At 59.8% G+C, this 23,330-nt stretch carries 22 protein-coding genes; 13 read left to right on the top strand and 9 right to left on the bottom strand.

Annotation, left to right across the window (positions count from 1 at the left end; translation table 11 throughout):
- Positions 1 to 38: 38 nt before the first annotated feature.
- The 7 genes from N005_RS04845 to rfbB all read right to left on the bottom strand — a co-directional run bounded on the left by N005_RS04845 (position 39) and on the right by rfbB (position 7,298).
- Positions 39 to 494 carry a YiiD C-terminal domain-containing protein gene (locus N005_RS04845; RefSeq protein WP_047699908.1) on the bottom strand — a complete coding sequence of 152 codons (456 nt, stop codon included), beginning with the start codon at positions 492 to 494 and terminating at the stop codon, positions 39 to 41.
- A 37-nt stretch (positions 495 to 531) separates the two neighbouring features.
- Complete coding sequence (locus N005_RS04840) at positions 532 to 1,923, bottom strand: sigma-54-dependent transcriptional regulator (protein ID WP_047699907.1); 1,392 nt, start codon at positions 1,921 to 1,923, stop codon at positions 532 to 534.
- On the bottom strand, positions 1,920 to 3,728 hold the full coding sequence (locus tag N005_RS04835) for a sensor histidine kinase (protein WP_047699905.1): 1,809 nt from the start codon (positions 3,726 to 3,728) through the stop codon (positions 1,920 to 1,922). The genes N005_RS04840 and N005_RS04835 overlap by 4 nt, the downstream gene beginning before the upstream one ends.
- A 195-nt stretch (positions 3,729 to 3,923) precedes the next feature.
- Positions 3,924 to 4,805 carry a dTDP-4-dehydrorhamnose reductase gene (rfbD, locus tag N005_RS04830; RefSeq protein WP_047699903.1) on the bottom strand — a complete coding sequence of 294 codons (882 nt, stop codon included), beginning with the start codon at positions 4,803 to 4,805 and terminating at the stop codon, positions 3,924 to 3,926.
- Positions 4,802 to 5,347 (bottom strand): dTDP-4-dehydrorhamnose 3,5-epimerase, encoded by a 546-nt coding sequence (rfbC, locus tag N005_RS04825; RefSeq protein ID WP_047699901.1) that lies wholly within the window; start codon positions 5,345 to 5,347, stop codon positions 4,802 to 4,804. Before rfbC ends, rfbD begins: the two co-directional genes overlap by 4 nt.
- The gene (rfbA, locus tag N005_RS04820) at positions 5,344 to 6,219 is read right to left on the bottom strand and encodes a glucose-1-phosphate thymidylyltransferase RfbA (protein WP_047699899.1); all 876 of its coding nucleotides are present in this window, start codon (positions 6,217 to 6,219) and stop codon (positions 5,344 to 5,346) included. The genes rfbC and rfbA overlap by 4 nt, the downstream gene beginning before the upstream one ends.
- Positions 6,216 to 7,298 carry a dTDP-glucose 4,6-dehydratase gene (gene rfbB / locus N005_RS04815; RefSeq protein ID WP_047699896.1) on the bottom strand — a complete coding sequence of 361 codons (1,083 nt, stop codon included), beginning with the start codon at positions 7,296 to 7,298 and terminating at the stop codon, positions 6,216 to 6,218. The genes rfbA and rfbB overlap by 4 nt, the downstream gene beginning before the upstream one ends.
- Positions 7,299 to 7,551: 253 nt before the next feature.
- Between rfbB and N005_RS04810 the strand changes: the two genes are divergently transcribed.
- The 10 genes from N005_RS04810 (at position 7,552) to N005_RS04760 (ending at position 18,045) form a co-directional block, all read left to right on the top strand.
- Positions 7,552 to 10,464, top strand: a complete 2,913-nt coding sequence (locus tag N005_RS04810; RefSeq protein WP_047699894.1) for an aminotransferase — start codon at positions 7,552 to 7,554, stop codon at positions 10,462 to 10,464.
- Between the two features lie 221 nt (positions 10,465 to 10,685).
- The gene (gene aguB, locus N005_RS04805) at positions 10,686 to 11,564 is read left to right on the top strand and encodes an N-carbamoylputrescine amidase (protein WP_047699892.1); all 879 of its coding nucleotides are present in this window, start codon (positions 10,686 to 10,688) and stop codon (positions 11,562 to 11,564) included.
- Between the two features lie 3 nt (positions 11,565 to 11,567).
- Positions 11,568 to 12,674, top strand: coding sequence for an agmatine deiminase (aguA, locus tag N005_RS04800; RefSeq protein ID WP_047699890.1), 1,107 nt, complete (start codon positions 11,568 to 11,570; stop codon positions 12,672 to 12,674).
- 244 nt (positions 12,675 to 12,918) lie between these two features.
- On the top strand, positions 12,919 to 13,119 hold the full coding sequence (locus tag N005_RS04795; protein ID WP_047699889.1) for a hypothetical protein: 201 nt from the start codon (positions 12,919 to 12,921) through the stop codon (positions 13,117 to 13,119).
- A gap of 286 nt (positions 13,120 to 13,405) precedes the next feature.
- On the top strand, positions 13,406 to 14,080 hold the full coding sequence (locus tag N005_RS04790; RefSeq protein WP_047699887.1) for a DsbA family protein: 675 nt from the start codon (positions 13,406 to 13,408) through the stop codon (positions 14,078 to 14,080).
- A gap of 239 nt (positions 14,081 to 14,319) precedes the next feature.
- Positions 14,320 to 15,606 carry an OprD family porin gene (locus N005_RS04785; protein WP_047699885.1) on the top strand — a complete coding sequence of 429 codons (1,287 nt, stop codon included), beginning with the start codon at positions 14,320 to 14,322 and terminating at the stop codon, positions 15,604 to 15,606.
- A gap of 235 nt (positions 15,607 to 15,841) precedes the next feature.
- The gene (locus N005_RS04775) at positions 15,842 to 16,588 is read left to right on the top strand and encodes a 2OG-Fe dioxygenase family protein (protein WP_047699881.1); all 747 of its coding nucleotides are present in this window, start codon (positions 15,842 to 15,844) and stop codon (positions 16,586 to 16,588) included.
- 13 nt (positions 16,589 to 16,601) lie between these two features.
- A complete protein-coding gene (locus N005_RS04770; protein ID WP_174245326.1) occupies positions 16,602 to 17,039 on the top strand; it encodes a GNAT family N-acetyltransferase in 438 nt (145 codons plus the stop codon).
- Positions 17,036 to 17,749, top strand: coding sequence for an AzlC family ABC transporter permease (locus tag N005_RS04765; RefSeq protein ID WP_047699879.1), 714 nt, complete (start codon positions 17,036 to 17,038; stop codon positions 17,747 to 17,749). The genes N005_RS04770 and N005_RS04765 overlap by 4 nt, the downstream gene beginning before the upstream one ends.
- Complete coding sequence (locus N005_RS04760; protein WP_047699877.1) at positions 17,728 to 18,045, top strand: AzlD domain-containing protein; 318 nt, start codon at positions 17,728 to 17,730, stop codon at positions 18,043 to 18,045. Before N005_RS04765 ends, N005_RS04760 begins: the two co-directional genes overlap by 22 nt.
- On the opposite strand, the gene N005_RS04755 is transcribed toward N005_RS04760, so the two are convergent.
- Complete coding sequence (locus N005_RS04755; RefSeq protein WP_047699876.1) at positions 17,962 to 18,888, bottom strand: LysR family transcriptional regulator; 927 nt, start codon at positions 18,886 to 18,888, stop codon at positions 17,962 to 17,964. The genes N005_RS04760 and N005_RS04755 overlap by 84 nt on opposite strands.
- Before the next feature lie 292 nt (positions 18,889 to 19,180).
- Here N005_RS04755 and N005_RS04750 point away from each other — a divergent pair, with 292 nt between their 5' ends.
- The 3 genes from N005_RS04750 (at position 19,181) to N005_RS04740 (ending at position 21,233) form a co-directional block, all read left to right on the top strand.
- A complete protein-coding gene (locus tag N005_RS04750) occupies positions 19,181 to 19,801 on the top strand; it encodes a PBECR2 nuclease fold domain-containing protein (RefSeq protein ID WP_152980178.1) in 621 nt (206 codons plus the stop codon).
- Positions 19,802 to 20,145: 344 nt separating this feature from the next.
- On the top strand, positions 20,146 to 20,556 hold the full coding sequence (locus N005_RS04745) for an MbcA/ParS/Xre antitoxin family protein (RefSeq protein WP_047699874.1): 411 nt from the start codon (positions 20,146 to 20,148) through the stop codon (positions 20,554 to 20,556).
- Positions 20,556 to 21,233 carry an RES family NAD+ phosphorylase gene (locus N005_RS04740; RefSeq protein WP_047699872.1) on the top strand — a complete coding sequence of 226 codons (678 nt, stop codon included), beginning with the start codon at positions 20,556 to 20,558 and terminating at the stop codon, positions 21,231 to 21,233. The genes N005_RS04745 and N005_RS04740 overlap by 1 nt, the downstream gene beginning before the upstream one ends.
- 114 nt (positions 21,234 to 21,347) lie before the next feature.
- Here the strand turns inward: N005_RS04740 and N005_RS04735 are convergent, their stop codons facing one another.
- Positions 21,348 to 22,955, bottom strand: a complete 1,608-nt coding sequence (locus N005_RS04735; RefSeq protein ID WP_047699870.1) for a methyl-accepting chemotaxis protein — start codon at positions 22,953 to 22,955, stop codon at positions 21,348 to 21,350.
- Between the last annotated feature and the right edge of the window lie 375 nt (positions 22,956 to 23,330).

Raw genomic sequence — 23,330 nt, 5'->3', positions numbered from 1 at the left:
AAGCTCCCTCGCCACAGGGTGTCGGTACCGCTCAGAGCTCAGCGGTGCAACACGTACTGCCCCTCGAACCGCACCGCTGCTTCTTCGCTGCCCTCATTCACCACTCGTGTTTGCAGGGGCAGTCGCGCCCGTCCGTAACGCTGGTAAGTGGCCAGGAAACGCTTCCACACCTTTTCTTCAGGCGCGTCGCAGATGACCGCCGCGTCGCGGGTGACCGGCAGCGGATAGCTGATCTGCCCTTCCTGGATCACGATATGCCCGTCCTCGATGCCTTCCTCGCGCAGGGCCAGGTGCAGCCAGCCCCAGCCGCCGAGCACTGCGCCGCAATACAGGCTGCCGCCGAACATGGTGCTCTTGTGGTTGACGTTGGCCTCCAGCGGCAGGAACAGGCGCAGTTGTCGGGCCTGCCAATCGAGCACCTTGAGACCCATGTCACGGGTCAGCGGGATGTCATGGTGCAGGATCGATTCCAGGTAACGGCTGTCGCGGTTCATTGCCGGGCCTCTTGTTTGTAAGGAAGACAACGATAACTCAATCGGAGTCATCGGCCGCGCCAGGGTTGCTGTCGCCGAAGGTCAGGCCATGCTTGCGCAACTTGTCGTGCAGGGTCTTGCGCGGAATGCCCAGGGCTTCGGCGAGGCTGCGTACCGAACTGTGGGGGCGGGCCAACTCGGCGGCGATAAGGGTTCTCTCGAAATTCTCGACCTGTTCGCTCAGGCCACCGCTGACGATCTCCACCGGTGTGCCGGGCGTGCCATCCGGCGCGCTGTTGTCCAGGGCCAGCTCCAGGCCGAGGGCGAAACGTTCGGCGGCATTCTGCAACTCCCTGACGTTGCCCGGCCAGCTGTGGCGCAGCAGCAGCGCCCGTTGTGCCGGTTGCAGTTCATGGGGTGGCAGGCCATGGCGCGCACTGGCTTCGTCGGCGAAGTGCTGGAACAGCATCAGCGCATCCTCGCCCCGTTCGCGCAACGGCGGTATGCGCAACGGTGCCACGTTCAGGCGGTAGTACAGGTCGGCGCGAAAGCGTCCCTGGTCGGCCGCCTGGCGCAGGTCTTCCTTGGTCGCGGCGATGACGCGGATGTCCAGCGGGATCTGTTGATTGCCCCCCAGGCGCTCCACCACGCGCTCTTGCAGCAGCCGCAGCAGCTTGACCTGGACGTCCAGGCTCATGCTTTCGATTTCATCGAGGAACAGCGTGCCGCCATTAGCGAACTCGAACTTGCCGATGCGACGTTTCTGCGCGCCGGTGAAAGCCCCCGGCTCGTGGCCGAACAGTTCGCTTTCCACCACCGATTCGGCCAGGGCCCCGGCGTTGATCGCCACGAACGGGCCGTTGCGTCGGCCCGAAAGGTCATGCAGCGCGCGGGCCACCACTTCCTTGCCGGCGCCCGTTTCACCGAGGATCAGCACGTCGGCGCGGGTCGCCGCCAATGCGCCGATCTGTTCGCGCAGGCGCAGCATGGGTGTGGACTGGCCGACCAGGCGAGCGCTGAGTTCATGACGGTCGCTGAGGGCCAGGCGCAGGCTGCGGTTGTCCAGCACCAGACGGCGCAGGGCCAAGGCCCGGCGTACGCTGTCGAGCAGGTGATCGCTGGCGAAAGGTTTTTCCAGGAAGTCATAGGCCCCGGCGCGCATCGCCTGGACTGCCAGCGGCACGTCGCCGTGGCCGGTGATCAGCAACACCGGCAGCTCCGGGTCCTGGGCATGGAGTTGATTCAACAGTTCGAGCCCGTCGATGCCCGGCATGCGAATGTCACTGACCACCACGCCCGGCCAGTCCCGGGGCAGTTGCCCGGCGAGGCCCTTGGCCTCGGCCAGGGACAGGATATTCAGGCCGGCCAGGTCGAGGGTCTGGCTCAGGGCCTGACGCAGATGGGGATCGTCATCGATCAGCACCACCTCAATCCGGTTGTCGATGGTCATACGCTACGGTCCTCGGACGGTTGCAAGCTTACCCCGGGCGCGCCGGCGCGCAGTTTGAGGGTGATAAGGGCGCCGCCCTCCTTGTGGTTGGCGAACGACAGTTCGCCGCCGAAGGCGCGCATCAGGGTGTCGCAGATCGCCAGCCCCAGCCCCAGACCCTGGGTACGGGTCTTGGTGGTGTAGAAGGGTTCGCCGGCACGGCCCAGGGCTTCCATGCAAAAGCCCGGGCCGTTATCGCGGATGTACAGATTGACGCCGGTTTCGGTGGCCTGGGCACTGAGCCAGAGTTTGCGCGGAGGACCTTTTTCGGTCAGGGCGTCGAGGGCATTGGCCAACAGGTTGCCGAGCACCTGGCGCAAGCGGGTTTCTCCAGCCTCGACCCACAGCGTGGCTGCCGGCAAGTCGCGGATCAGCTCCACTTCCATGCTGCGCCGACGCTTGGCGAGCAGCGCCAAGGCATCGTCCAGGGCCGGTTGCAGGGCGACGCTTTCCGGCGCATGGCGATCGCGGCGGGCGAAGGCCCGCAGGTGAGCGATGATCGACGCCATGCGCCCGGTCAGTTCATTGATCAGTTTGAGGTTGCCCCTGGCGTCCTCGGTGCGCTGGTGGTCGAGCAATATCTCGGCGTTTTCCGCGTAGCTGCGGATCGCTGCCAGCGGCTGGTTGAGCTCGTGGCTGATACTGGCCGACATGGTACCCAAGGCGGACAGCTTGCCGGCCTGGACCAGGTCATCCTGGGCGCGAACCAGTTCCTGTTGCGCCTGCTCGCGCTCCAGGACTTCCTGCTTCAGCCGCCGGTTCAGGCCTTCCAGATCGCTGGTGCGCTCGGCCACCCGGCCTTCCAGCTCGTGACGCGCCTTGCCTTCGAAAGCGATCCGGTCCAGGTAATGCCGCCTGCGTTGCATCATCAAGCCGAGCAACAGCATCAAGACCAGCAGCGCCGCCCCGCCGGTGGCGACGACGGTGCGCACAGGGCGGTCGATCAGGGTGCGTGGAGCGAGGATGCTCACGCTCCATCCCGTTTCTTCGATGGTCTGGGTCTGGGTCAGCCAAGCCTGTGGATCCAGGTTCAGCGGTTTCGGATCGCGGGTCGGGTAGGGTTGCACGGCGCTGATTGCGCTGTGTTCCTCATCGCTTAACGGGCGCGTCGAACGGAATCGCCATTCCTGCCGTGAAGTCAGGATGACCACCCCGTTGTGATCGGTCACCAGCAACTGTTCCGGAGTTTTGCCCCACAGGCTTTCGGTATGGTCCAGGTCGACCTTGACCACCAGCACACCGATGACGCGGTCGCGCTCGCGTACGGCGGCGGCGAAGAAATAGCCGCGCTTGGCCGATGTGGTGCCCAGGCCGAAGAAGCGCCCCAGGCGTCCGGCCATGGCTTCGATGTAGTACGGCCGGAAGGCAAAATTGCGCCCGACGAAACTGTCGTGCTTGTCCCAGTTCGAGGCCGCCAGCGTCTTGCCGGTGGCGTCCATCAGGTACATCACCTCGGCGCCGGTCTGGGTGCTGATTTTTTTCAGGAGCTGGTTGGCGTTGCTTTGGGTGAACTCATCGTCCGGAGCGGACAGCGTCGCGCGCAGTGCCGGCAGGTCGCCGAGAATCTGCGGCAAGACCTCATAGCGGTGCAACGTGCCCAGCAGGTTGGCGACGTAAAGGTCCAGTGTCTGGCGATTCTGTCCAGCCAGTTCGCTGCGGTAATAGCGCTCGGCCAGATGCTCCAGCGGCCATAGCAATGGTGCCAGGCACAGTGCAAGCAAGGCCAGGCTGCGCCAACGGGGTCTGCGGGGAAGGGTGGAGTTCATGAGCGTGCGCCTGTAGGAACAAGCGCATTATGCCTAGTGTCCTGTCTCGGAAATACGTTCTTTTTTGGCGAGTGGCTTGGGTGTTCGGCCAAGGCGCCGCGACGAGTCATAGCAGGGCTATGGCGAGGAGTGGCAACGCCGGCCGTGCACCCAAGACGCCGCCAAAAATGAACAGCTTATTTCCGAGACCGGACGCTAGTGTCGCTCGGCAAGGCACTGCTGCAACGCGCTTCGCCAGTCTGGCTGGCTCACTCCCCATTCCCGGAGCAGACGTGTGCAATCCAGGCGCGAGTTCAGCGGCCGCGGGGCCGGCGTCGGGTAGTCGCTGGACGGGATGGGCTCAATGACCGCACAAGGCTTGTGCTGCCCGACCAACTGTTCACCGATGGCCTGGGCAAAACCGAACCAGGATGTCTCCCCTTGGGCCGTCAGGTGATAGGTGCCCCAGGCGCCGCACCGGCCCGTCATCCAGCGCTCGATAAGCCTGGCGGTACTGTCGGCAATGGTTCCAGACCAGGTCGGTGCTCCGATCTGGTCGGCGACCACCCGCAGGTGCGGTTTTTCCTGGAGCAGACGCTGCATGGTCAGGAGGAAGTTGCGGCCTTCGGTGGAATACACCCAACTGGTGCGCAATATCAGATGCTGGCCGCCGGCTTGGCGGATGGCATCCTCGCCGGCCAGTTTGCTGCGTCCGTAGACACTCAGCGGGTTGGGTGTGTCGTCCTCTGTGTAGGGCTGTGGCTTGCGGCCATCGAAGACATAATCGGTGGAGTAGTGGATCAGCGGGACCCCCAGCTCGTTTGCTGCGAGAGCCAGGGTCCCCGGTGCGCTGGCGTTGATGGCAAAGGCCAGTTCCGGCTCGCTCTCGGCCTGGTCGACAGCCGTGTGCGCGGCGGCGTTGATGATCAGATCGGGGTGCAGGGCATCTATGTGGGAGCGCAGTTGATCCGGGCGTGCCAGGTCAAGTTGGTCGCTGCCGCGCACGATCAGCTCGCCGGTGTCGGCCAGGCGTGATTGGAGTGCCCGGGACACCTGGCCGTTCTTGCCGAGGATCAGGATTCGCAAGGGCTCACTCATGGGAAAAGGTCGGCCTCATGCAGGAACTTGCCGTTCTGGTCCTTGGACGAGAGGGTGGGCGCGCCCTCCAGCTCCCAGTCGATGGCCAGGTCCGGATCGTCCCAACGGATGCAGCGTTCGGCCACGGGCGCGTAGTAATCGGTGGTTTTATAGAGAAAATCCGCTGACTCGCTCAGTACCATGAAACCGTGGGCGAAGCCTGGCGGAATCCACAGCTGCCGCTGGTTCTGCGCCGACAGACGCACGCTCTCCCACTGGCCGAAAGTGGGCGAGCTGCGGCGAATGTCCACAGCCACGTCCAGCACTTCGCCGGCGATGACTCGCACGAGCTTCCCCTGGGCCTGTTCGATCTGATAATGCAGGCCCCGCAGCACGCCTTTGGTCGAGCGTGAATGGTTGTCCTGGACGAACTGCAGGTCGCAGCCAGTGGCCTCGGCGAATGCCCGGGCATTGAAGCTTTCGTAGAAAAAGCCGCGGTCGTCGCCGAAGACTTTCGGCTCGATGATCAGGACATCCGGCAGTCGGGTGGCGATGACGTTCAACGTGTTTCTCCGGCGATCTTGAACAAGTACTGGCCGTAGCCGGTCTTGCCGAAGTACTCGGCACGCTCAAGTATGTGCTCGCGGCTGACCCAGCCCTGTTGGTAGGCGATTTCTTCCAGGCACGCTACTTTCAGGCCTTGGCGATGTTCGATGGTCTGCACGTATTGCGAGGCTTCCAGCAGGCTGTCGTGAGTGCCGGTGTCCAACCAGGCGAAACCACGACCGAATCGCTCGACATGCAGGTCGCCGCGTTGCAGATAAGCGTTGTTGACGTCGGTGATCTCCAGTTCGCCGCGTTTGGACGGCTTTATCGCCTTGGCGATCTGGATCACGTCGTTATCGTAGAAATACAGGCCAGTGACCGCATAGCTGGACTTGGGCTCGGCGGGTTTTTCTTCGATGGAAAGGGCATGGCCTTCGGCGTCGAAGTCGATCACGCCAAAACGCTCCGGATCCTTGACCCAGTAGCCGAATACGGTCGCACCTTGCCGCCGATTGACCGCGGTCTGCAATTGTTCACCGAAGTACTGTCCGTGGAAAATGTTGTCGCCCAGGATCAGGCACACCGGATCGCTGCCAATGAACTGTTCGCCGATCAGGAATGCCTGGGCCAGGCCATCGGGTGATGGTTGCTCGGCGTAACTGAACTGCACGCCGAATTGGCTGCCATCGCCCAGCAGGTTGCGGTATTGCGGCAGATCCTGTGGGGTGGAGATCACCAGGATGTCCTTGATACTCGCAAGCATCAGTACCGAGATCGGGTAGTAGATCATCGGTTTGTCGTACACCGGAAGCAGTTGCTTGGAAACCCCGAGGGTAATCGGGTGCAGCCGCGTGCCGGAACCACCGGCCAGAACAATGCCTTTCATCATGCAATCGATTCCTTTTCATCGAGCGAGCCGAGGCGCTCGCCCTGATAGCTGCCGTCCTGGACACGTCGGCACCACTGGAGATTCTCAAGGTACCACTGCACGGTTTTGCGCAGGCCCGTGTCGAAGGTTTCCCTGGGCGTCCAGCCCAGTTCCCGTTCGATCTTCCCAGCATCGATGGCATAGCGCAGGTCGTGGCCGGGGCGGTCCCTGACGAAGGTGATCAGATCGACATAGCGCCCGATCCCTTCGGGTTTGTCGGGCGCCAGTTCTTCGAGCAACGCGCAGATGCCGCGTACGACATCGATGTTCTTCTGTTCATTGTGGCCGCCGATATTGTAGGTCTCTCCGACCACGCCTTCGGTGACGACTTTCAGCAGTGCCCGGGCATGGTCTTCGACATACAGCCAATCCCGCACCTGTTGTCCGTCGCCGTACACTGGCAATGGCTTGCCGGCCAAGGCGTTGAGGATCACCAACGGAATCAGCTTTTCAGGGAAGTGGAACGGCCCATAGTTGTTGGAGCAGTTGGTCAGCAGCACGGGCAAGCCGTAGGTGCGCTGCCAGGCACGAACCAGATGGTCGGACGCTGCCTTGCTGGCGGAATAAGGGGAACTGGGTGCATACGGGGTGGTTTCGGTGAACAGGTCATCGACGCCGTGCAGGTCACCGTACACTTCGTCGGTGGAGATGTGGTGGAAACGAAACGCCTGTTTCCGGGGTTCTGGCAGGGTCTGCCAATAGGCGCGGGTAGCTTCCAGGAGGCTGTAGGTGCCTACGATATTGGTCTGGATGAAGTCCGCCGGACCATCAATGGAGCGGTCCACATGGGACTCCGCTGCCAGATGCATGATCGCATCGGGCTTGAACCGCGCCAGCACGGCACTGACTGTGGGTTGATCGACGATATCAGCTTGTACGAACTCATAACGACTGTCGTGATCGACGCTGCTCAGCGATTCGAGATTGCCAGCGTACGTCAATTTATCGAGGTTCAGGATCTGGTGTTCGGTATCAAGGATCAAATGCCGTACGAGGGCCGAGCCGATGAAGCCGGCACCACCAGTGATGAGAATGCGCATCCGGTTAAGCCTTTTTCCATGAGACGACAAAATATGAAGCATAGCTTGTCGACATGCGGATGACGGTGCAAGCGGGATATTCCGGGAGTGTCCCCGAATCGGGAGGTCAACCCAGGATGAGCAACTTGCCAAAGGTATTCGTCGCTCCCCAAAAAAGGGGGTGGACGTCGCTCTTTTAGCAAAGAGGGGTTGCTTATTCTCCAACTCAATGGCGTGATAGGTGTTCAAAAAAAACCACATCAGGGGTCGTTGTATGCCACTCGCTACGTTGGTTCATCGTGCCAGTTTGCCCAGCCCACAGATCAGCGCCGAGCAGGCGTTGGTGCTGCTGCGCTTGAACTACGGCCTCAGCGGTGACCTGCGACCCCTTGGCAGCCAGCAGGATCTCAACTACCGCGTCGACAGCGAGCGCGGGCGATTTGTGTTAAAAATTTGCCATGGTGACTACGACGTCCAGGAGCTCCAGGCCCAGCATGCGGCCCTCAGGCAACTGGCCAGCCACGGTGCGGTAAAAGTGCCACGGGTGATCGTGGCCAGTAACGGCCAGGATCTGTTGACGCTCGACGTCGATGGACAGGCGGTTCACGTTAGGTTGTTGGAATACATCGACGGCCAGCCCCTGACCCAACTCAAGCATCTGGGCCTGGAACTGGTGAGCGGCCTGGGGCGCTTGTGTGCGGAAGTCGACCAGGCCCTGGCCGCATTCGACCATCCGGGCCTGGAGCGCACCCTGCAATGGGACGCCCGCCATGCCGATGCGCTGATCGGCCATCTGCTGCCGGTCATCCAGGACGATCAACGACGCGGCCTGATCGCCGAGGTTGCGCAACAGGCCGAGCGACGCCTGCATCCGCTCAAGGGCCACCTGCCGGTGCAAGCCATCCACATGGACCTGACCGATGACAATGTGGTCTGGCAGCGCGATGCCCAGCGCCAGTGGCAATTGCAAGGCGTCATCGATTTCGGCGACCTGATCCGCACTTGGCGCATCACCGAGTTGTCGGTAACTTGTGCGGCATTGCTGCACCACGCCAATGGCGATCCGTTCTTCATCCTACCGGCGGTCCAGGCTTATCACGGGACTAACCCGTTGCAGCGCGAAGAGCTGCTGGCGCTCTGGCCGCTGATTGTGGCGCGTGCCGCCGTGCTGGTGCTCAGTGGCGAACAACAGGTGTCCATTGACCCGGACAACGCCTACAGCCGCGCTAATCTGGAGCATGAATGGGAAATCTTCCGGGTTGCCCACTCGGTGCCGTTCGAGCTGATGGAGGCGGCCATCCTGGCCGCCGTTGGCCAGAGTCTGCCACCGGTTGTCAGTGAAGGGTTCGTACCGCTGTTGCCGACCCTGGTGGGTCGCGAGTTCGCCCTGATTGACCTGGGGGTGCTGAGCCCGCATTTCGAGGCCGGCAACTGGGAGCAGCCAGGTATCGACCAGCGTCTGCTGAGCGAAGCCGCCACCGTTCACGGATTGGCCGCCAGCCGTTACGGCCAGTATCGGTTGTCACGCACCCGGCCGGACAGTGCCGTGGAGCCTGAAACCTGCCCGCTGCATGTGGAGCTGCATGTACCTCACGGCACGCCGCTCGAATCGCCGTTTGCCGGGATATTGCACAAGACCGCCGACGGCATGCTGCAACTGGACAGTTCACAGCTGAGCATTCGGCTGTGGGGTGTGGTATCGCCGCTGCATGCCGGGGCCGCACTGGTCAAGGGACAGGTATTGGGCGAAGTGGCCGGCCCCTTGCGGGTGCAGTTATGCCGGGGTTCGCACCTGAGCCCTCCGTTGTTCTGCACCCCGTCCGCAGCCCCGGCCTGGCAGGCATTGTGTCCTTCACCGGCGGTATTGCTCGGGCTGGCTTGCGACGCCCAAGAGGAAGTCGACGCCAAGACATTGCTGGCCCGTCGCGATGCGAGCTTCGCCCGCACCCAGAAACATTATTACGTCGACCCGCCGCGCATCGAGCGTGGCTGGCGCAACCATCTGATCGACATGCAGGGGCGCTCCTATGTCGACATGCTCAACAACGTCGCGGTGTTGGGGCACGGTCATCCACGTATGGCGGCCGTGGCTGCCCGGCAGTGGTCGCTGCTCAATACCAACTCCCGTTTTCACTACGCGGCCATTGCCGAATTTTCCGAACGGTTATTGTCACTGGCGCCGTCAAACATGAATCGGGTGTTCCTGGTCAACAGCGGCACCGAGGCCAACGACCTGGCGATCCGCCTGGCCTGGGCCTACAGCGGCGGACGGGACATGCTCAGTGTGCTGGAGGCCTACCATGGCTGGTCGGTGGCGGCAGACGCGGTCTCGACATCCATCGCCGACAATCCCAAGGCCCTGAGCAGCCGCCCGGACTGGGTGCATCCGGTGACCGCGCCCAACACTTATCGCGGTGAGTTCCGTGGCCCAGACAGCGCGCCGGACTATGTGCGCAGTGTCGAGCACAACCTGGCGAAAATCGCCGAGCAGAAACGTCAGCTCGCCGGCTTCATCTGCGAGCCGGTGTACGGCAATGCCGGTGGTATCGCGCTGCCACCTGGTTACTTGAAACAGGTCTATGGACTGGTGCGCGAACGCGGTGGCGTGTGCATCGCTGACGAAGTACAGGTCGGCTACGGACGCATGGGCGAGTTTTTCTGGGGCTTCGAAGAGCAAGGCGTGGTGCCGGATATCATCACCATGGCCAAGGGCATGGGGAATGGCCAGCCACTGGGCGCGGTCATCACCCGCCGGGAAATCGCCGAGGCGTTGGAAGCCGAAGGTTATTTCTTCTCGTCGTCCGGCGGCAGCCCGGTCAGTTGTCAGATCGGCATTGCCGTGCTGGATGTCATGGAAGAAGAAGGGCTGTGGGAGAACGCCCGAGTGGTGGGCGGCCACTTCAAGGCACGATTGGAAGCCCTGATGGACCGATACCCATTGGTCGGCGCGGTGCATGGTTCGGGGTTCTATCTGGGCCTGGAGCTGGTCCGCAACCGCGAAACCCTGGAGCCCGCCACCGAGGAAACCGCGACGCTGTGCAACCGCCTTCGGGAGTTGGGCATCTTCATGCAACCCACCGGTGATTACTTGAACATCCTCAAGATCAAGCCGCCCATGGTGACGACGCGTCAGAGCGTGGATTTCTTCGTCGATATGCTTTCGAAGGTATTGGACGAAGGACTCTGATCCGAGGCTGATGCTTGCCTGGCGGTTCGCTTCGCCAGATTGATCGCGAATATTTTTCGATTTTTATCGATGATATTCGCGATTTTTTTTGTTTTTAATAAATTTAAGTCTTTAAAGTTCGATTTTTATCGGCTATAAAGTTTCCGTTGCCGAAGCCGTGGTCGCTTCGTGCTCGCCGTTATCCTCTTTGTCATCCGCTGCACACCGCCCGGAGATGATTCATGAGCCGTATCGTTACCGTTGCCGCCACCCAGATGGCCTGTTCCTGGGACCTTGAAGCCAATATCGAGACCGCTGAATATCGGGTTCGTGAGGCCGCCGCCAAAGGTGCCCAGATCATCCTGATCCAGGAATTGTTCGAGACCCCGTACTTCTGCCAGAAGACGAACCCGGACTACCTGTTGCTGGCGACCTCGGTTGAAGAGAACGTTGCCATCAAGCATTTCCAGAAGCTGGCGAAAGAGCTGCAGGTCGTGTTGCCGATCAGTTTCTTCGAGCTGGCCGGACGTGCGCGTTTCAACAGCGTTGCAATCATCGACGCCGATGGCCGGAACCTGGGGGTGTACCGCAAGAGTCACATTCCGGACGGTCCGGGCTACCATGAGAAGTATTACTTCAACTCGGGTGATACCGGCTTCAAGGTGTGGAATACCCGTTATGCGAAGATCGGCGTGGGTATCTGCTGGGATCAATGGTTTCCCGAATGTGCCCGCAGCATGGCGCTGCAGGGCGCGGAAATACTGTTCTATCCGACGGCCATCGGCAGCGAGCCGCACGACAAATCCATTGCGTCCCGGGATCACTGGCAGCGTGTGCAGCAAGGCCATGCCGGCGCCAACGTGATGCCGCTAGTGGCCAGTAACCGTATTGGCAATGAGGAACAGGACGGTTACGACGTTACCTTCTACGGCTCGTCGTTCATCGCCAATCAGTTCGGCGAAAAGGTCCAGGAGTTGAACGAAACCGAGGAAGGTGTATTGGTGCACAGCTTCGATCTCGACGAGCTGGAGCGCATTCGCAGTGCCTGGGGCATTTTCCGGGATCGCCGTCCGAACCTGTACGCAGCGATCAAAACCCTCGATGGCTCACTGGAGTCCTGATTCATGACTACGTTGCACAGTACCCCCCGCGCGGATGGTTTTTACATGCCTGCCGAGTGGGCAACCCAGACCCAGGTCTGGATGATCTGGCCCGAGCGCCCGGACAACTGGCGCCTGGGCGGCAAGCCCGCGCAGGCTGCCCACATAGCGGTCGCCAAGGCCATCGCGCGTTTTGAGCCGGTGACCGTGGCGGTGTCTGCGGCTCAATATGAAAACGCCCGGGCGCGCCTCGACGTACCGAATATCCGCCTGGTGGAGATGTCCAGCGACGACGCCTGGGTCCGGGACACCGGTCCGACATTCGTCATCAATGACAATGGCGAAGTGCGCGGTGTCGACTGGGATTTCAACGCCTGGGGCGGTTTTGACGGCGGGCTGTACTCGCCATGGAACCGGGACTCGCAAATAGCCAGCAAGATCCTCGAGATCGAACGCAGCCCGCGTTACCGCACGGAAGGTTTCGTGCTCGAAGGTGGTTCGATCCATGTCGATGGCGAAGGCACCGTGATCACTACCGAGGAATGCCTGCTCAATCGCAACCGTAACCCGCACTTGGGTCGCGAGGACATCGAGGCGGTGCTCAGCGCCCAGTTGGCGGTGGACAAGGTCATCTGGCTGCCGGACGGCTTGTTCAACGACGAAACCGACGGCCATGTGGATAACTTCTGCTGCTACGTGCGTCCTGGCGAAGTTCTGCTTGCCTGGACCGACGATCCACAGGACCCGAACTACGCACGCTGCCACGCCGCGATGGACGTGTTGCAAAACAGCACCGACGCCAAGGGCCGCTCGTTCGTGGTGCACAAGATGCCGATTCCGGGACCGCTGTATGCCACCGAAGCGGAATGCGCCGGCGTGGATGCGGTGGAAGGCTCCCAGGAGCGCAATCCGAGCGTGCGACTGGCCGGTTCCTACGTCAACTTCCTGATCGTCAATGGCGGCATCATCGCGCCAAGCTTCGACGATCCGCTGGATGCCACGGCCAGGGAGATTCTGCAGAACCTGTTTCCTCAGCACGAAGTGGTCATGGTTCCAGGTCGCGAACTGTTACTGGGGGGCGGGAATATCCATTGTCTTACTCAACAGCAACCGGCGCCGTACACAAAATGAGTGGCGATGTAACAGCCAAATGACATTGATCGCGGTGGCTCTGCGGTGGTGTTTTTGGATCCATTCAAGCGAGCCCGCGGCCCGATTGGGGTGCGGGCTTTTTTGTGCCCGTTTGGTGGTGATGCCGGATACATTGGCATAGCTCTTGTATCTGCATCCCAGCAGTTCCGAAGAGCGGAGCTGAGTTGTTTTGTAATAAACCTTGGATAAATTGGCCGCTCATCAACCAGGAGAGGGCGCTGGAATGAATATGATAAGCGAGCGCACATGCCATCCCTTGACCGTTAATGGTGAGTCGCTTCAAGCCCTGGCTCAGTGGTTGAAGTCCAACGGTACGCGTCAGATCAGAGAACCTGATCCGCGTCGGTTGATCATGGAGCGCTACCCCGCTGGACTGTTCAGTGAGGCGGAGCTGGAAGCGTTGTGGGATGTCATGCAAGGATAAGAATTCGACGGATTGATAAAAAGCGCTGGCCGGGATGGCAGCGCTTTTTTTATGTGCACGAACCAGAGACTGAAACAGCCCCTGTGGGAGCGAGCCTGCTCGCGATGGCGGTGTACCGGCTGGCATCGGGGTAACTGATCCATCGCTATCGCGAGCAGGCTCGCTCCCACAGGTGACCGGCATTCGACCGATTCACGAAACAGACTGAAAGCCATTCCGACGTTTTTCCGCAAGGTCCTCAAGGCTAAGCTGCCGTTATTCAGTCCTGATGGCTATCGGAGTTTCCATGACCACTCTTCATTACATCTATGACCCGCTGTGCGGCTGGTGCTACGGTGCCAAACCGCTGGTGCAAGCCGCCCGTGCGGTGCTGCCGGTGATCGCCCATGGCGGCGGAATGATGACCGGTGCCAATCGCCAATCGGTTTCACCCCAGTTGCGCGATTACGTGATGCCCCATGACCGGCGGATCGCCGAATACACCGGGCAGTCGTTTGGTGAGGCCTATTTCGAAGGATTGCTGCGGGACGAGCGGGCGGTGTTCGATTCGGCGCCACCCATCGCCGCGGTTCTCGCTGCCGAGCAGATGGGTGGTCGGGGGCTGGACCTGTTGGAGCGTTTGCAAACCGCGCACTACGTCGAAGGCCGGCGGATCGCCGATGAAACGGTGCTGCTGGAATTGGCCCAGACCATCGGGCTTGAAGCCGAGGCATTCCGCTCGGCGTTCGTCGGTATCGATGTAGAAACCCATATCAAGGCCAGTCGAGCCTTGCTGGCCAAAGTCGGCGGCCAGGGCTTTCCAACCCTGGTCCTGCAACGGGATGGGCAGTTCACGCGAGTGGACATTGGTCCTTGGCTTGGCAAGCCTGAGGCATTCGTTGAGTGGTTGAATCTGTCCTTGCCGGTGCAGAGCTCTTCTGCGACAGCGCTCTGCAGCCTTGATGGATGTTCGGGTTCTTAGACGTTTTTCGCCTGATCAAAGACGATTCACGAAATTGACACATTCTTGGCGGCACGGCTAGGATTCGTCCTACGCCTGTGGCTAACAGCCATGATTCTTAAATAATAAAAAGGCCCGACACGATCACTCGTGGGCGGGCCTTTTCATTATTTCAGGGGCAAGAGTCCGAAAAAGAGCGCAAAAAGCGCCATTTCGGCTGCCGGTCGCAGTGCGTATCAACCCATACAAGGAAAATAATCATGTTGAACACGCGCATCGGTTTGATCGCACTGGGGATTTTGAGCACGACACACGCCATGGCCAGCGACCAGTCCGAGTCCAAGGGCTTCGTGGAAGACAGCAGCCTGAAAGTGCTGTTGCGCAACGCCTATATCAACCGTGACTACAAAGATGGCAACCAGGACAAGGCCGAATGGGGACAGGCGGCCATCGGCACGTTCTCGTCCGGCTTCACCCAAGGCACCGTCGGTGTAGGGGTAGACGCCTTCGGCCTGTACGCATTACGCCTGGATGGCGGCAAAGGCCGTAGCGGTGCGGGCGGCATCGACTTCTTCAAGCAAGGCGACAGCGGTAACGCGGCGGATGACCTTTCCAAGGTCGGTGCAGCAGTGAAGTTCCGCGTTTCCAACACGGTATTGGCCTATGGCGACCAGATGCCGGCCTTGCCGGTGTTGAGTTATGACAACTCGCGGCTGCTGCCGGAAAGCTATACCGGCACGCTGATCACGTCCAAAGAGATCAAGGGCCTGGAACTGAACGCCGGTCGTTTCACCGCCGAATCGCGCAAGAGCGCCGAAGGCCGCGACAGCGGTGGGCTGAAGTCGATCAACGTATTAGGCGGCAGCTATCAGTTCACCGAGCAATTCAAGGCTTCGCTCTACGCCTCGGATGTCGAAGATGTGCTGAAGAAGCAATACGTCAACGCCAACTATGTGTTCCCTCTGGCCAAGGATCAGTCCCTGACGCTGGACTTCAACGGCTACCGCACCAAGCTAGACAACGACTACGTTCGTGAGAACAACGTCACCGGCGACGACAACAAGATCTGGAGCCTGGCCGCGACCTTCGCCACCGGACCGCACAGCTTCACGCTCGCTCATCAGCGCAGCACCGGCGACAGCAACCTGGGCTATGCCTATGGTGGCTATCAGCGTGAACAGAATCGGGTAGGGGACGGTGGTAACACGATCTACCTGGCCAACTCCTACTGGTCCGACTTCAACGCGGAAGACGAACGCAGCTGGCAACTGGGCTACGGTCTGGATTTCAGCACATTCGGCGTTCCCGGCCTGACCTATAACGTCGCTTACGTGCGTGGGGATAACATCACCACCTCCACCAGCGAAGGCGGTACCGAACGCGAGATCTTCAACCAGCTCAAATACGTGGTCCAGAACGGCCCGGCCAAGGATCTCAGCGTGAGGTTGCGCAGTTCTGTCCTGCGTGTTTCGCAAAAATCCAGCGAGTACAACGTCAGCGGCAACGAGCTGCGTGTGTTCGTGGATTACCCGATCAACGTCTTCTGATGCCTGATCGCATTAGCTGAGCCCCCAAAAAACCTCGAATCCATATTCGGGGTTTTTTGGCTTCTGGCATCGGAGATATTGCTGTAGCCGTCTATTTTCCCGAAAAAAAAAGCGTGCCGATGGTCCTTCACCCTTCGTTTCAAGTGCATCTTGAAGTGACTCAAATTCTTTTTCATGGACGGAAATTCTGCACCTACTAGATTAGGCCGCTCAATGCAGTGGAGACCTAATAAAAATGATCGTTCTGAACAGGGAAGTGGGCGAAGCGCTACGACGTGACAAGTACGTTAACGTCCGCGGTGGAGACTTCAATCTCTACGGTCATTTCGGCGACTTTGTCCGGCTGACCAAAAGCTGGGAGAACATGGAGCCCGACAGCTACTATGGCCAGGCCGAGTCAGGCATGCGTTTTCGCCGTTACAGCGACTTCGAATACAACCCCCAGACCCGCGAGCTCAAGCAGCTCGAACATCGGGCCTATATCCAATCCAAGGCCAATAACAGCTACGTCGGCGGCCTGGAGCGGCACTTCCAGGATTTCTCCAACGAAGTGATCAATTCTCCGGTGATGCGCAGCCTGATCGACACGGACTTCGAGGTCTACAAGAACGTCCTGCCGCAGGAACTGCATGATGAAATCTGGCAGTGCCAGATCCACCAGATCCGCATCGAGATCAAGCCGGGCAAACAACTGGAAATCACGCCCGAGGGGATTCACTGCGACGGCTACCCGTTCAGTGGCGTACATTTCTGGGGACGTCACAACGTGGCGGGCGCGGAGAGCCGGTTGTATACCGCCCAGGAAGAACAGCTGGCGGCGACTACCTACGAGGACATCCTCGATACGACGTTCTTCCTCGACCGCGACATGCGTCACTATGTGACCCCGGCCCGTAATATCCACAGCCATGAAATGGCGTTCAGGCAGATCCTGGCGATTTCCTTCTCGCGGCCCGGGACCGCTTTTGACATTGTTCGCTGAACAGTTGGTACCCATGGACGACCCGGAGCAGCAGGTGCTGTTGCGCCGGGCAATGGTCAGGGATGCCGAGCGCATGGAGCGGTTTTTTCGCGGTTTCGACGAAGTGTCGTTCTGCGAATGGCAGGATGCCCGCTTCCTGCGAGGGGTGTTATTGCAGGAAACCACCACGGCTTACCTGGCTATCGATGCCAGTGGCAGCGTGGTGGGCGCGGTGATTGGCGGTATGCTGGGTACCCGTGGCACCATCAATCACCTGGCGGTCAGCCCAAGGCATCGCACCCGGGGGCTGGGCCAGCGCCTGGTGGAAGCGGCATCCGCCGACATGAAACGGGTGGGCGTGCTGCGCATGTTCCTGTTCGTCGACGATGCCAATCTGGCCGGCAAGCGTTTCTGGGCAGCCCAGGGGTTCTGCGAACCGCGGGGTGAAATCACTTTCGAGAGGGATCTATGAGCAAGACTTCCAGCCAGCCGCTGGTGGTCGAACCACAAGCCTCGCGTACCTTCGCCGAAGCCAGTCCGGTGGTAGCGGGTTATTTTACGGTTTCGTTTGTGTTCGGTCTGATGGCGGTCAACGCCGGGTTGCCCTTGTGGCTACCGGTAGCGATGTGCCTGTTCGTCTACGCCGGCGCCTCGCAGTTTGCGGCGCTGGCGCTGATTTCCAGCGGGGCGTCGCTGACCACCATCGTGCTCACTACATTCCTGATCAATGCGCGACACATGCTGATGTCGGTCTACATGGCCAAGGCCTTGCGTGCATTGGGGCTCAGTCGTTTCGAGCGCTGGTGTTATGCATCCGGGCTTACGGACGAGTCGTTCGCTTTCCACAGCGTCAAGCTGGGCAGCGGGGCGCCGGTGAGTGTGCGCTACCTGATCGGCTTCAACCTGTTCTGCCATACGTCATGGGTGCTAGGCGGCTTGTTGGGCGCCGTGTGCGCGCAATACGCTGCGCACCTGATCAAGTATCAGCTCGACTATGCCTTGACCGCGATGATGCTCTACGTGCTGGTTTCGCTGTGCAATACCCGTAACAAGCTGATCGCAGCCCTGGCGGCCGTCGTCTGCATGGGTGGGCTGAGCCTGCTGGGCACTTCGCCATTCAATGTCTTTATCGCCACGTTCGTTGGCTGCGGGGTGGGCGTATGCCTGACCAAACGTTCCTGATCCTGGTGGTGGTCCTGATGATGGCCGTGACCTTCCTGCCCCGTGCCTTGCCGTTGCAGGTCAACACGGAACACTGGCCGCCTTTCATTGCCCGCGCCCTGGAATACCTGCCGGTGGCGATCGTCGCAGCCATCAGCCTCACCCCCTTGTTGATCAAGGATCAGCAGATACAACTCGACCGCCCGGAGTTCTACGCCGCAATTCCGACGCTGTTATGTGCGTATTTCAGCCGTAACCTGTTTCTCAGTGTGGCGGTGGGTACGGCGGCGTATATCGCGCTCGGTTCGTTCCTGTAGCACCAGGTCCACCACGTCGTTCAGCGCTTCGCCGGACAATTCGGGGTTGTTCACTACCAGGCGCACCTCGAGAGAGTCCTCGAAGCCCGGGAAAATCGTCAGGCCGTTGCGCAATGCCGCATCCCGGGACACCAGCCCCAGGCCATCGAGTTGGGTGATCAACGACAACGTCAGCGTTTCGCTGCAGGAGTACACCATCCGCTGACTCGAGCCGTATTCGCTCAGCCCTGCATCGAGAAAACGGAGGAAGCTGTGGGAATACGGACACTCTTCTGCGGGGCGTACCTGAAACCTGTCTCCGAGCAAACCAAGGGAATCGCCCTCATTGCCGCAATGGGCGCCCACCACCCGAACCTGTACATCAGGCATCGTGATGCTGGAAAAGCCGCTCTGCTGCGCCCCGATCAGGATGGCCAGGTCAAAGTCTTCATTCTTGAGTTTGCTCAGGTTCTCCATTGACTCGGCGTAACTGAATTCCAGCTGGTACTGAGGGAAAACGGCTATCAACCGATCGATCATCCGCCGGTTGAATTCCGCCGGCAGAGTGGTGTTGAGCGCCATCTTCAGCGTGCGCTGCCGGGGCTTCTTGAGCGCCATGACTTTTTCTTCGAGCTGCCGTGTGGCCACCAGCACCTGATCCATGAAAGGGGTCAGTTCCGAGCCTTGGCTCGTCAACGTCAGGCCCTTGTTCGAACGCCTGAACAACCGGAAGCCGAATTGCTCCTCGACCTTGTTCAACTGCGCCGCCAATGCCTGCACCGTGAGACACGAATGTTCCGCCGCCGCCGACAACGAGCCGGTCTGCACGATGCGCATGAGGTTGCGTAGGGTTCTGCTATCCATGAGGTAATGCCCTCTGCTTAAGTGGGCTCGCTATTGTTGTGCACCTGGCCCGGGTCAGGCTGTGCATGTGGCTATCATCGTGCAGCTTGCCACGGTTGTCGCGGTTTTGTGGTGAAAAGCTCCGGTAGGTGCTGGTTGGAGCTTATGTGGGATTTTGTTTTTTTGCTGGTTTGGCGGGTGTTGGGTTGTGTAATTTTTCTTGTTGATCACGTTGCCTGCAACGTTGTCGGAAATTTCCCAGAAGAGAAAAAGACGCCTGCTGATACCCGCCAGCGGTTCGAACGGTTGAAATGTGGCGCTTCCATTAGAGGAGCATTACCAGGTCTGGATCGGTTGGATGGTGGCTGTAGCCAGCATCTACGAAACATGCAAGTGGATGCTAAAGGTCATTTGCATGAGTTTTCCCGGGGTAAGGGAGGCGTCTGGTCAAAAAAGCTGGAAAGACCTTGGCTTGCTCGATATTCGAGATGTCGCTGTCGCGTCAACTGCTGAGCTAGTACAGGAGTTGCCCGGTGCAGCTGACTTCGATACTGCCTTGAGGCAGGTCGCTCTGGGATTTGGCCTGCGAGAGGGCATGGACACGGTGTTGATGAACACGCCGTATGTGCCGGTGATTGTCAGGCGGCAGTACCTTTCACACATTGTCGAGAAGAGACCCAACGCTCGTGAGCGATTCACTGCGTTTGCAGTCGATACCGTGCGTAACCCTATGGAAGTCTGGCAGGTGTTTTATTCCGATGGGTCGTACCGTCTCGCGTTTATCGGGGTTTATGAGGCTAGATACCAGATGCTAGTGGTGATCAATGTTGATCACGGACACGTTCTCTGGAATTTCATGAATTGCAGTAGAAAAGCGCTCAACAAGCACAGGCATGGGCATTTGGTTTACCAGCGTTGCCTGGCGCCCAAATGATAAAAGCAGCCAAAGGCTGCTTTTATCTGAAGAGTCGCTTGATATTGTGCTCCCTCAAGCGGGGGAGAAGAGGTCTCACCCGAGCGCTGATATTCAGGTTATCAACGGGGTTCCTAACGCCGACTATTGCCACCTGAAGGCAGTCGGTTTCGCGCTCTTGGGATCGATTTTCTGGCACGAGTCCGCTCTATGTCAACCCAAGTCGGGATTCCTCAAGGTCAGAAATGTAACAAGCTTGAAGAATACTGGCGCTGCTCCGTCTGTCCATTTGCGAATTAAAACTTAATTTATGTCCGCATGTGTATTATCCTCTACGCATCACCCGTAAAAGGAGCCCGGATCCCATGGCTACTTCCTCCATCACCCTCAACGCACAGCAACAATTGGATTCCCCGGACGCGGGTCGAATCGCCTTGAAGTTTTTCTTCAACCTCATGGAGTTGTGGGGCTGCAGCGTCGAGCAACAGCGCACGTTGCTGGGCAAGGTGGGGAACACGACCTTCTACAAGTACAAACAATTACCCACCAATGTCAGGTTGCCTCGCGACACGCTTGAGCGCATCTCCTACCTCATGGGCATTCACAAGGCGCTGAGCATCATCTTCAGCAACAGCCGGGACCGGGCCTATCAATGGGTCAGCAGCCCCAACACCGCTGCGCCCTTCAACGGCCAATCGGCGCTGTCCTACATGCTGGCCGGGCGGGTGGTGGATATCGCCGATGTGCGGCGCTATCTCGACGGAGTACGCGGCTGATGACGCCACCTCTGACGGACCCGCAATGGAAGCGTGCCTATCGGATCGTCAACAGCAGCTTCCCGCCGATTACGCTGTTCGAAGATGTACTCGATCCCGAGGATCTGCCCACGGCCTATGCCCTGGAAGCGTTGACCAACGATCGATTGATGGAAGAGGCCGGTGTGCTGTCACGGGTCCGTCCTGAAGACCGGGTTTCCGGGCCAGGCTCCTCGCCGGTGATGGCGGCGTTCACGCATATCGGCAAGAGCAGTCGTTTCAGCGACGGCACCTTCGGCGTCTACTATGCCGCCAGCAGCCAGGAAGCCGCTATCGCCGAAACCTGCTATCACCAGGCGCGCTTTCTCGGGGCGACCAATGAGCCGGACCTGGAGTTGACCATGCGCACCTACGTCAACCAGGTCATCAAGCCTTTGCATGACATCCGCCACGACTACCCCCACCTCCACGACCCGGACCCCACCGCCTACGGCCCGTCCCAGGTATTCGCCCGGCAACTGCGTGAAACATTATCCTGGGGCTTGCTCTACAACAGTGTCCGCCTGCCTGGTCACGAATGCGTCGCCGCATTTCGCCCGCCGGCGGTTTCGATTCCGGTGCAGGGCAAGCATATCCGGTATGTCTGGAGCGCCCAGAAGCGGGAGATTTCGTTTGTGTTCGAGGTGAGTCAGGTGTGATTTGAAATTGAAGCTCTAGCAGAATCAGCTTCGTGGCGAGGTAGCTTGCTCCCGCTGGGTTGCGCGGCGGCGTCGCCCCCAAGCGGGAGCAAACTACCTCGCCATAAATAGAACTTAGATCTTGAACTGCTGCACCGAAGACTGCATCGACCCCGCCGCAGTGTTCAATTGGTTGGCGGTTTGCTGCAGGTGGTGAATAGAGAGCGTGTTTTCCCGAGATTGAGCGGCAATCGCCTCCACCCGCTGAGCCATCTCATCACTGGCCTTCGATTGTTCGGCAATCGTCTGGGAAATTTCCTCGACCACTTCGGCTGCATGACGGGCGCCAGTGCGGATCTCGCTGATGGACACTCCGGCCTGCTGGGCCAGGTTCACCCCTTCATCCACGCGACTGACGCAAGCCTGCATGTTGGAAACGGCATCCCGGGCACTGGTCTGGATGCGCTCGATCATCGCAGTGATTTCCTGGGTGGATTGGGTGGTGCGCGCCGCCAGGTTGCGTACTTCATCGGCGACCACGGCAAACCCCCGACCTGCCTCCCCGGCGCGAGCGGCCTCGATGGCGGCGTTGAGCGCCAGCAGGTTGGTTTGCTCGGCGATGCTCTTGATCACCTGGATGATGGAATGAATGTCTTCGGACGAAGCGTCCAGCGCCGTAATCTTGGTGGAGGACTGATTGACCACCTCGGCGATGCGGCTCATGCCTTCCACCACTCCGAGAATCACTTGCCCGCCGCTGCTCGCCAGTTGTTCGGACTGTGCCGAAATCGTCCGGGCGCTGTCGGCGTGCTGATGGATCTGGCTGATGTTCGCCATCATCTGCTCCATGCTCGCCGCCATGCTGGTCGCGCTCTGGGCCTGCTGATCGGCGCTGGAGACAATTTGCCTGGCAGTGTCGCCCAAGGTACGGGAAGTGCCGTGCAATTCGTCGCTCTGACTGCGGATCGTGGCGATCATCTGCCGCAGGTTGGCTTGCATTTGTTCGATGACGCTCTGCAATTGGCCGAGCTCATCCTTGCCGTGCGCCCCCATGGACCGTTGCAGATCGCCTTGGGAAATCGCCTGGGTATTGAGGATGATCTTGTTCAACGGTGTGAGCACAGCCTTGAGCAGGCTCCAGGACGACAGTATCAATGCCACACAGGTGGCCAGTAATGTCACGACCAACCAGCGTCCCGAAGACCGGATGCTGTCATCCTGGTTCTCGCGAGAAGCCTGCGCCTGGTTCTCGATCAGCTCGCTCACGGCTTCATTGCGCTCCTCCAGCGCCGAAAACGCTGCATTGAACTCAGTTCGCAGCGCTTGTATATCCTTGGCACCCCCCAGCACCTTGCCGATCACCTGCTTGGCTTTCTCGATATAGGTGTTGGCCTGTGGTTTCAATTCGACGATGGCCCTGGCGACTGTTTCCGGCAACCTTGCCTCGGCGTTCTCGGCAATCACCTTGCGCATCCGCTGCGAATGCTCGTCAAAAGCCTCCTGCACTTCCTTGGCCTCCTGAGCGTCACCGGGCGTTGCCACCAGCGCAGCCAAAACATCGGCACGAATGGCATCGTGCATCATGTCCGCCTCCATGTGCTTGCGCATGGCGGAAATGCTGGTCTCATTCTCCACCAGGGATTCGGTCATGGAGTGATAGCCCCACAACCCGATACCGCCGAGCAGAAGAGCAAAGAAAAGACTGACCAACCCCGAAGCTATGATCTTGGTGCGGATCTTCATTGTTGGCTGCTCCTGGAGCGGGGATTTCTGGGCAAGTGTAGTCGAGCGCCCGCGGGGGGGCTGGGGCGGGGGATGCGTCTATTGAGGGTATCGGCAAGGGAAAAAAATTAGATGAATACCGCCCAGCGCTTGCGTGGCGAGGGCGCATTTTCCGCCGCACGGATTGCTTACCTCTATTAAAAGCGCTGGGAGCGCTAAGAGGATGCCGGATATACCATGCCCCTGCCGTTTATCGGCACTGTCATTCCTGACAGTGCCATCGGATCAAGAAACCCTCCACGCTAGCACCTGAAAGCCATTTCAATATTTTCAGGCCCCCGTCGCTAATGCTTGATCAGTCTGTTGGTTTCGGGAATCAAGGTGCGGAGTCACGCT

The sequence above is a fragment of the Pseudomonas mediterranea CFBP 5447 genome, assembly GCF_000774145.1.
Lineage (GTDB): Bacteria > Pseudomonadota > Gammaproteobacteria > Pseudomonadales > Pseudomonadaceae > Aquipseudomonas > Aquipseudomonas mediterranea.
Note: the sequence above shows the minus strand (reverse complement) of the source record. Positions and strands in the feature narration are given on the sequence as shown.